Source organism: uncultured Acinetobacter sp., from assembly GCF_947624825.1.
Lineage (GTDB): Bacteria > Pseudomonadota > Gammaproteobacteria > Pseudomonadales > Moraxellaceae > Acinetobacter.
In genome coordinates, this window is sequence record NZ_CANQLZ010000035.1 from 23,698 (window position 1) to 32,201 (window position 8,504).

An 8,504-nucleotide genomic window follows, 5' to 3' on the forward strand; every position below is an offset into this window, starting at 1 on the left:
TATATATCAAAATTAAAAATTAATCCTTTTTGTTGTTTGTCACTTAACTGTAATATTTGCGCTTCTTTGATATTTAGGAATATTTGCATGAAAGCGAAATTGGCTGCAATCTTGGTACTTTCAAGTCTTAGCGCAACCAGCATGGCAGCACCGACCTTTTATGGTGAAATTGATTTAAGTATCGACTATTTAAAAGAAGACAATGCCAACGGGCGTGATCGTGATGTCACAGAATTAAGCTCAAATAATTCATTCTTAGGTTTAAAAGGCGATGCCAAGCTTAATTCACGTTTAAATGCCTTATATCAAGCCGAATTTACTTTGTATGGTGATGATGGTCAAAGTGGTAGCAATGATACTTTTGTACCGCGTAATATTTTTATAGGTTTAAAAGATCAGCACTTAGGTGCGATTAAACTCGGTAAGATCGACACGCCACTCAAACAGCTTTCCAGCCAAGTCGATAGCTTTAATAACTATGTTGAAAACAATGCCGATATTCATGGCATGATGGCGGGTGAAACCCGTGTTGATAATAGCGTGGTGTATGAAGCACCCAGTATGAAAATTGCCAATGGTCAATTAGATGCCAAAGTACAATTGGCTACCGGTGAAGGTGAAGAGCGTATTAAAGCCAGTAAAGGCGGTTATGCAGTTGCTGGTCGTGGTTTGGGTGATTCTTGGTCATCTTCGTTGCTCTATAGCCAACCAACATGGCTTGCAGGTGTCGCCTATGATCAATCCATGCCAAGCCGTTTTTTAAGCCGTGGTTTTTTAAATGCACAAGATCGTGCAGTCACGGCTGATCGTAATGTGATTGCAGCTGCAGATAACTTACGTGCCATTGCGCGTGTCAATTTGGACAATGGCGTATCGTTACGTGCTTTATATCAAGTGTCTGAAATTGCCGATCACAATTCAGGTGAAAAAGCCGATCAAGATGCATTGCTCAAAAATATTGATCAAGCCCAAGCGTGGTTATTGGGTGCTGAATACAAATTACCCCAAGCTCAAGCATGGACAGTTAAAGCACAATATAGTCAAAATGTGGTGAGCTTTAATGACGCAACAGCAGATTATGAAGTACAGCAAATTTTAACAGGTGCCGATTACGCATTTTCTAAGCAAGTAAAAGCCTATGCGCATGCAGGTTATTTAACCATTGAACAAGCCAGCCAAGAAGATAAACAGCTATTATTGGGTACGGGTTTAGAATACAAATTCTAAAGGATTGAAATAAAGGCATCATCAGATGCCTTTATTGTTTTTGTGTTAAGGATCGCAAAAAACAGTCTAAAGCTTAAGTCAAGACCATGGTAAATTCAGGCTTGTTTTAAGGTAGATGATGTATGGCGATCCGAGCGGTTTTATTTGATTTAGACAACACCTTAACCCATCGTGATTTAAGCATAGAGGCGTATAGTCGCTATTTACATCAAGCTTATGCTCAGTCCTTGGCACATGATCAAATGACCGCCATAACAGCCATTATCAAACACATTGATCAAGGTGGTTATCCTCAAAAACAATTGCTGACCCATTCTAGTATTGCTGCGTCGGTGGCTTATGCATTACAACACCAATTGCTATGGACGCATACACCACATTTAGATGAGCTCACCCAATTTTGGTTTAAACATTTTGGCACATGTGCTGTGCCTATGTTGGGTGCGCAAGCCTTACTTCAACAGCTCAAGCAACAAGGCTTTAAACTTGGTGTGATTTCTAATGGCAAGCATCAAAGTCGGCTCAATATTTTACAAGGTTTGGGCTTTTTAGATCATTTTGATGTGGTGCATAGCTCAGAGCTTGTTGGGGTTGCCAAACCCAATGCTGAGATTTTTTTACATACGGCACATGCTTTAGACCTTGCGGCACATGAGTGTGTATTTGTAGGCGACCATCCTGTGAATGATATACACGGCGCACAACAAGCCGGTATGCGCGCTGTGTGGTTACAAGGTTTTCATGCAAACATACAGCCATTCAAGGTGGCCAAAATCCAACATTTGGCTGAACTTTGGTACCATCTTGAGCCTTAATGTAAAATTTTCTCTAAGAAATGTTGGGCACGTTCACTACGCTGGGTATTAAAAAACTCATCTTTAGAGCAATCTTCAATGATTTTGCCTTGATCCATAAAAATAATGCGATGTGCTACTTGACGGGCAAAGCCCATTTCATGGGTCACACACATCATGGTCATACCATCTTTAGCAAGTTCTACCATAACGTCTAACACCTCATTAATCATCTCAGGGTCAAGCGCAGAGGTAGGTTCATCAAATAACATGGCAATCGGGTCCATGCATAGGGCACGGGCAATCGCCACACGTTGTTGTTGACCGCCTGAGAGTTCGGCTGGATATTTTTTGGCATGTTGGCTTAAACCCACACGATCTAAATAGGCCAAGCCTTTTTTAAGTGCTTCATCTTGACTGCGACCTAAGACTTTGACTTGCGCAATGCTCAGATTTTCTTGAATACTTAAATGTGGAAATAATTCAAAATGTTGAAACACCATACCCACGCGACTACGCAGTTGGTTTAAATTGGTTTTAGGGTCTTTTAAAGCTAAACCATCCACCACAATGTCGCCTTGTTGAAAAGGCTCTAAACCATTGACGGTTTTAATCAGGGTTGATTTACCTGAACCTGAAGGACCGCATACCACCACTACTTCACCTTGGCGAATTTGGGTGTTGCAGTCGGTTAAAACTTGAAAGTCGCCATACCATTTACTGATGTTTTGAATATCAATCATTGAGGGTTGTGTCATACGCGTAACCTTTGTTGCAGTTTTTTCACCAAGAATGTTGCAAGTAGACTGAAACTAAAGTACACCAAACCGGCAAATAAAATATATTGTGTCAGTAGCGCCATAAGGTCACCACGGACATAGGTGGTTCTAAAGAAATCGAGCAGCCCAATGGCATAGACCATGGTGGAATCTTGAAATAAAATAATACTTTGTTGTAATAATAACGGCGTCATTTTGCGAAATGCTTGCGGCAAAATAATAAAACGCATTGATTGGCTATAGCTCATGCCAAGCGCTGCCGCTGCTGCACTTTGTCCTTTGGGAATGGATTGAATCCCTGCACGTACAATCTCGGCAAAATAAGCAGCTTCAAACAGCATAAATGCCACAATACTGGATACCAAAGCAGTGTCCATGTTTAAGTATTTGCCGGTAATGCCGGTATAGATAAACGGTACGGCAAAATAAAACCACATTAAAACCAAAAGCAGCGGAATAGAGCGAAATAAATTGACGTAGCTTTGTGCAAACAGATTAAAAATTTTAATCGACGATAAACGCATTAAAGCCAGTAGCGTACCAATTAAAATACCGCCGACTGTGGCAAACACCAACACTTTTAAAGTGATACTAAAACCATGCCACAGCGCAGGGTAGGAGGATTGTAAGTCGCTGAAAAAAACAGTGAGCCATTCCATTATTTAGACCCTCCTGTCATGAGTCCTGGAATACGTAAACGTTTTTCCAGTAGATTCATGCCTTGAATCAAGCAGACATTAATGACAATAAACACCAGGGTAACGTAGGTATAAATCTCAATGGTATTTTGGGTGTATTCACTAATGGTTTTCATTTGTGAAATGATTTCTGCCACACCCACTAACGAGGCGATGGATGTATTTTTAACGCAATTGGTCAGCTCTGAGCTTAACGGCGGCAAAATCATCCGAAACGACTGCGGTAAAATAATGTAACGGTATAACTGAAAAGTTGAAAACCCCATAGCATAACCGGCATTAATTTGACCGCATGGTATGGCTTCAATCCCAGTGCGGACTTGTTCACAGACCCTTGCTGCGGTAAATAAACCTAAACCTACACTGGCTGAAATCAGTGCTGTGGTATTGGCACCTAAATCATTGATCCACCAAGTTTGAATTGCATCGGGTAAAAAATTTGGCACCACATAAAACCAAATAAACAACTGAATCAGTAATGGCACATTGCGAAATAAAGTCACATAGCCTGTGCCAATCGCGCGTGCCGTTTGGCTTGGCAGGGTGCGCATAATGCCAAGTACACTGCCCAACACTAAAGCAATGCTCCATGCCACCACGGCAATCACAAACAGCCAACCTAAACCAGTAATTAACCAATCTAAATAGGTGGTGTCAGCTACACCAGTGGCTTGCCATAATACGCCCCAATTCCAACTATAATTCATAGGCTCTCCTTATGCCTAAAGCCAAAAACTGGCTTTAAGCAGGATCAATCTTATTGATCACGGTCGTGTGGGTTGGCAATTAAGGCTTTGAGGGCATCAGACATTGGGAAGTTTAAATTAATATTTTTGGGTGCAATGGGTTGCTCAAACCATGTTTTATATATGTCATTGATTTGACCTGAAGCATAAGTGGCTTTAATGGCATCATCCACCACCTTTTTAAAGCCGACATCGCCTTTACGCACCATACAACCATAGATTTCTTGAATAGGCGCCGTGCCAACAATCACCCATTGATTTGGGTCTTTGGCTTTGGATTTTTCACCTGCCAATAAAATGTCATCCATCATAAAAGCTGCTGCACGACCATTTTGTAGCATTAAGAATGATTCGGCATGGTCTTTGGCAGAAATTACTTCACCAATACCTAATTCTTTTTCATGCTGACGGATATAACGCTCTGAAGTGGTGCCTGCGGTGGTGACTAACTTTTTACCTTTTAAATCGGCAAAATCTTGAATGCCTGAGTCGGTTTTAGTCAGTAAACGTGAACCCACTTGGAAGAAACCAACTGAGAAATCCACTTGTTGTTGGCGTTCTTTATTATTGGTGGTGGAGCCACATTCTAAATCGACCGTGCCATTAGACACCAAAGGAATACGGTTTTGACTGGTGACTAAGTTATAACGAATTTTTAAATCTGGTTGATTGAGCTGTTTTTTTAAGGCTTCAACCACTTGCAGTTGTAGGTCATGGGCAAAGCCCACCGGTTGATTTGGATTATCGGCAATATAAGAAAATGGAATGGATGAATCACGATAACCTAACACCACCGTACCTGATTGCTTAATTTTATCTAAAGTGCCTGATGTGGTGGCAGTCTGGGTGTTGGTTTTTGTAGTTTGATCATTACTACACGCCGTGACAGCAAGTACTGCTGCCAAGCAGCATAATTTTTTTAACATTCTTATTCCTCTATTTTTTGTTTATGGGGTATGTATTGCATCAAAAAGATAAAAACTGCCTAAAAATGCAGCTTTTTTCATCTTAAGCGAGATCAGATTGCAAGCTCAAGCACTATTTTGTGGCGATTTTTAGCTCAAGCAAAAACAGTATGTCTAATGAATGAACAACTGAAGCAAGGGCTATGCCAAGCAAACGGATGATGTTTATACTCAGGCAATATTCCGCAATCAAAGCTTGTTTAGGTGACGCGTATAGGATTGATGGCTTCACTCCAGATAGTGCAACCACAGCGTAAGCATGGGCTATGGAGTACGCTTAAAGTGCTGACAAAACCACAATGGGTGCAGGCATATTGTACATTGGCATGAACTTTATGAAGCGGTTGGATGGCTTTAGGAAATAGAGCTAAGCCGTAGCGTACCTCGTGATTGGGATAAAATAACAGGCTTAACTTGCCGTCACTTTCTAACAATGCCACGCGCACTTGTCCTAAATGTTCAACGCCTTGCTGACGCATTTCGGCAAAGAACTCATCATGCGACATTTTGCCATGCCGAATTTGATCTAATACCAACATGCCATCTTCAACAATATATAAAGCTTTGCCCTCAATTAAATCTTCAAACGGCTGATACTTCATCATTAAAAATGTAGTCAGGCGATACATCACAATCACCACACTCATCACCAATAATGCTTGTAAGATTGGAATATCTGCATCAAACATGGGGTCGCCTGAGATTGAACCCAAAGCCAATAAAATTGCCACTTCAAAAATGGACAGCTGGCGTATACCCCGTTTACCGGTTAAACGTAAAAATACAATAATCAATAAATACATCAGCATACAGCGCAGCACGATTTCTAAGCCAAAGCTGAAGGTGGTGTCGTGAATAAACAGCTGTTGCAGATCCATGTTTTAATCTCATACTTTATTGTTTTATGGACTGTAGCAATTTAGCCGATCTGTCATATAAGCATTTTTGTGAAATTTGTGTGTAAGCAAAGCCGTATATTTTAGGATGGTTTCATCAAAGGTGAAGGGGCATAATGGTGTGACTTTTTTTGTTTAGATCAATCATGTCTTTTGCACTCAAAACCACGCCACAAACTATTTTGGACGTTTCCCCACAGCATAAAAAGCTGAATCGTTTAATTGATGAAATTGAACAGCAAAAGCGTTTATTGTTGGCATGGCAACAGGCACAAGATGAGATTCGTGCTTATAGCCAAAAGGCGCTGATGCCCGCGTATAGAGAACTGTATACCACGCTGTATGAACAAATGCAGACATTGTGGCATAGCCTCAATCTTTATCGTTTGAGCAAAACCGATACAGCGACGATTGAAGATAAAATTCAAGCTTTGGCGGGTTTATTACAAGGCTCACAGCTGTTAACTCAACAGCAAATAGATGAAGTGCAAAAGATGCATGCTTACTATATGCAAGCCAATGAATATACCAAGAAAAAAACCAAGCAGAAAAATATAGATACTTTTGATAAAGCTGAAAATTTAGTGATTGAAGATGAGTTGGATGATTGGAACAGTGACCAATACCAACAGGCAAAAGCCCAAGCCAAATTAAAACGAGCGCAGGATAAACACGCTAAGGCTTCAATGTTAGTCAATCAATCTTTAAAAACCATGTATTTAAAAATTGCTTCGATCATTCACCCTGACCGTGAACCTGATGAAGCCAAAAAAGTGGAAAAGACCGAGCTGTTACAACGTGCCAATGCAGCCTATGAACAAGAAGATTTATTCTTTTTACTCAAAATGCAACTAGAAGTAGAACAAAGTAAAACAGGTGCAAATAAAGGTTTAAGTACCGAACAAGTCAAATTTTATGAGCAAGCTTTACAAGCACAAAGCCAAGCCCTAAAGAGCCAAATTCAAGCATTAATTGAATCATTGGTTTGGTCAGACAAAGCCAAAATTGCAGTACAAAAGTCGAAAGGGCAACTGAATATTGAACAGTTGTATAAACAGATTGATGCGGATGTGTCTGTGGTGAAGCAACAGTTAAAAGCAGAAAAGCAAAGATTGATGTATATGGGGAAAGAGAGTGGGTTAGAGATGTTGTTAGAGCATCAAGTCCTATAATTTACCTCTCCCTAGCCCTCTCCTTAAAGGAGAGGGAATTCTGTTTGTGTATCCAATAAGATGTAAATACACTGTAATTTCCCCCTCTCCACTTGGGAGAGGTAATATGGAAACTACGCGGATTCTTGCTGCTGTAGCTTTTCAACATCGTCTAAGGCGTTTTTTAATCTAGAGTCTTTTTCTAAATATCCACGGAGTACGGCAGAAAAAGTATAATGTGACTGTAAACGTCTTTTAATGTCATTAGCTTTTTGGATTTTTTTCTCATCTGACCAATCATCTAATTTACGCAAGAATTTAGTTCTTAATTTCAAAAAATCATTGTGTACGTCAATAACTTTTTCTCTTAAATCCTCTTTGCTGATTTCTTGAATGCCACTGTTTGCATTGTTAAAAGATTTAAAAATTAACTCTTTAGAACTCTCAGCTTTTGTGTAGTAAGTATTGTTAGTAGGACATGTATTAACTACCTGAACGTCATCATCAGGATTCGTGTAATAAACATTTATCCATTCCTCAACTAAGTGATCTGGATTACAGCAATCTAACATATCATTGTGAAACTTATTTTTAATAGCGTTACAACGTGAACAGGCGTAATAGAGATTGTTCCAATCAAGCTTAAGTGTTTCATCATCTAAATGTGGAATGAAATGTTCAACATTTAGGTTTTGGAAATGTTTCTGTTCACAAATATAGCATTTACCATGAAAATCTTTTTTTAATTGCTGAACAACCACGGAATCTTTATAGTTCTTAGTAGTCCAATCCGTTGGTCTAGCAGATTTGGATACTTTAAACATCTAGATCCTCCAACTGATCATGATCTAAAAGTAGATTAATTGCCTGTAAATATAAATTTCTCAATTTTTTATCTAATTTATTATTTTCCTCTAATGGAATTAATTTTCTAATAATAGATCTTATAGCTTCAAAATTAGTCGGATTTTTATTTAGAAGATTTTTTAATATTTCAGTTAATTCTTTAGTTTCTACACTAATAGGATTTACGTGGAATAATCCCTTGATGACAGATTCATAAGAATATCGACTTAAATCTTCTTCAATAAATTCATTATTAGAAATATCATAAACGACAGTCTTATTGTCTGAAGATGTAATAACAAAAGGTGAGTGAGTGCTTACAATGAATGAACCGTACCGGGTTTGTCGGAGACCAAACTTTCTGAGAGAATGTCCCGATGAAAAAAGTAAAATATACCCCTG

General features: G+C 39.3%; 9 protein-coding genes and 1 pseudogene. 3 read left to right on the top strand and 7 right to left on the bottom strand.

Annotated features, from left to right (window positions below; translation table 11 throughout):
* The first annotated feature begins 87 nt into the window (after positions 1-87).
* Both Q0017_RS09220 and Q0017_RS09225 read left to right on the top strand, forming a co-directional pair.
* Complete coding sequence (locus Q0017_RS09220) at positions 88-1,227, top strand: porin (RefSeq protein WP_298145751.1); 1,140 nt, start codon at positions 88-90, stop codon at positions 1,225-1,227.
* A gap of 122 nt (positions 1,228-1,349) precedes the next feature.
* The gene (locus Q0017_RS09225; RefSeq protein WP_298145754.1) at positions 1,350-2,042 is read left to right on the top strand and encodes an HAD family hydrolase; all 693 of its coding nucleotides are present in this window, start codon (positions 1,350-1,352) and stop codon (positions 2,040-2,042) included.
* Here the strand turns inward: Q0017_RS09225 and Q0017_RS09230 are convergent.
* From Q0017_RS09230 to Q0017_RS09250, 5 genes are all read right to left on the bottom strand, one after another.
* A complete protein-coding gene (locus Q0017_RS09230; protein ID WP_298145775.1) occupies positions 2,039-2,764 on the bottom strand; it encodes an amino acid ABC transporter ATP-binding protein in 726 nt (241 codons plus the stop codon). The two genes, Q0017_RS09225 and Q0017_RS09230, sit on opposite strands and share 4 nt — an antisense overlap.
* An 11-nt stretch (positions 2,765-2,775) precedes the next feature.
* Positions 2,776-3,459: an ABC transporter permease subunit gene (locus Q0017_RS09235; protein WP_298145756.1), complete on the bottom strand. Its 684-nt coding sequence runs from the start codon at positions 3,457-3,459 to the stop codon at positions 2,776-2,778.
* Entirely contained in the window at positions 3,459-4,205 is a 747-nt protein-coding gene (locus tag Q0017_RS09240; RefSeq protein ID WP_298145758.1) for an amino acid ABC transporter permease, read from the bottom strand. Before Q0017_RS09240 ends, Q0017_RS09235 begins: the two co-directional genes overlap by 1 nt.
* 50 nt (positions 4,206-4,255) lie before the next feature.
* A complete protein-coding gene (locus Q0017_RS09245; RefSeq protein WP_298145761.1) occupies positions 4,256-5,170 on the bottom strand; it encodes a transporter substrate-binding domain-containing protein in 915 nt (304 codons plus the stop codon).
* A 239-nt stretch (positions 5,171-5,409) separates the two neighbouring features.
* Positions 5,410-6,087 carry a DUF421 domain-containing protein gene (locus tag Q0017_RS09250; protein WP_298145763.1) on the bottom strand — a complete coding sequence of 226 codons (678 nt, stop codon included), beginning with the start codon at positions 6,085-6,087 and terminating at the stop codon, positions 5,410-5,412.
* Positions 6,088-6,251: 164 nt separating this feature from the next.
* Here Q0017_RS09250 and Q0017_RS09255 point away from each other — a divergent pair, with 164 nt between their 5' ends.
* Positions 6,252-7,277, top strand: coding sequence for a molecular chaperone DnaJ (locus Q0017_RS09255; RefSeq protein ID WP_298145766.1), 1,026 nt, complete (start codon positions 6,252-6,254; stop codon positions 7,275-7,277).
* Between the two features lie 113 nt (positions 7,278-7,390).
* On the opposite strand, the gene Q0017_RS09260 is transcribed toward Q0017_RS09255, so the two are convergent.
* Positions 7,391-8,080 (bottom strand): HNH endonuclease, encoded by a 690-nt coding sequence (locus Q0017_RS09260; RefSeq protein WP_298145769.1) that lies wholly within the window; start codon positions 8,078-8,080, stop codon positions 7,391-7,393.
* A pseudogene (locus Q0017_RS09265) lies at positions 8,073-8,504 on the bottom strand (hypothetical protein); the annotation flags it as partial. The gene Q0017_RS09260 and the pseudogene Q0017_RS09265, both read right to left, overlap by 8 nt.

Excerpts from the sequence above, each read along its gene's own strand:
- Q0017_RS09240 (WP_298145758.1), bottom strand. The coding sequence starts at position 4,205 with ATGAATTATAGTTGGAATTGGGGCGTATTATGGCAAGCCACTGGTGTA.
- Q0017_RS09245 (WP_298145761.1), bottom strand. The coding sequence starts at position 5,170 with ATGTTAAAAAAATTATGCTGCTTGGCAGCAGTACTTGCTGTCACGGCG.
- Q0017_RS09230 (WP_298145775.1), bottom strand. The coding sequence starts at position 2,764 with ATGATTGATATTCAAAACATCAGTAAATGGTATGGCGACTTTCAAGTT.
- Q0017_RS09220 (WP_298145751.1), top strand. The coding sequence starts at position 88 with ATGAAAGCGAAATTGGCTGCAATCTTGGTACTTTCAAGTCTTAGCGCA.
- Q0017_RS09235 (WP_298145756.1), bottom strand. The coding sequence starts at position 3,459 with ATGGAATGGCTCACTGTTTTTTTCAGCGACTTACAATCCTCCTACCCT.
- Q0017_RS09255 (WP_298145766.1), top strand. The coding sequence starts at position 6,252 with ATGTCTTTTGCACTCAAAACCACGCCACAAACTATTTTGGACGTTTCC.
- Q0017_RS09225 (WP_298145754.1), top strand. The coding sequence starts at position 1,350 with ATGGCGATCCGAGCGGTTTTATTTGATTTAGACAACACCTTAACCCAT.
- Q0017_RS09250 (WP_298145763.1), bottom strand. The coding sequence starts at position 6,087 with ATGGATCTGCAACAGCTGTTTATTCACGACACCACCTTCAGCTTTGGC.
- Q0017_RS09260 (WP_298145769.1), bottom strand. The coding sequence starts at position 8,080 with ATGTTTAAAGTATCCAAATCTGCTAGACCAACGGATTGGACTACTAAG.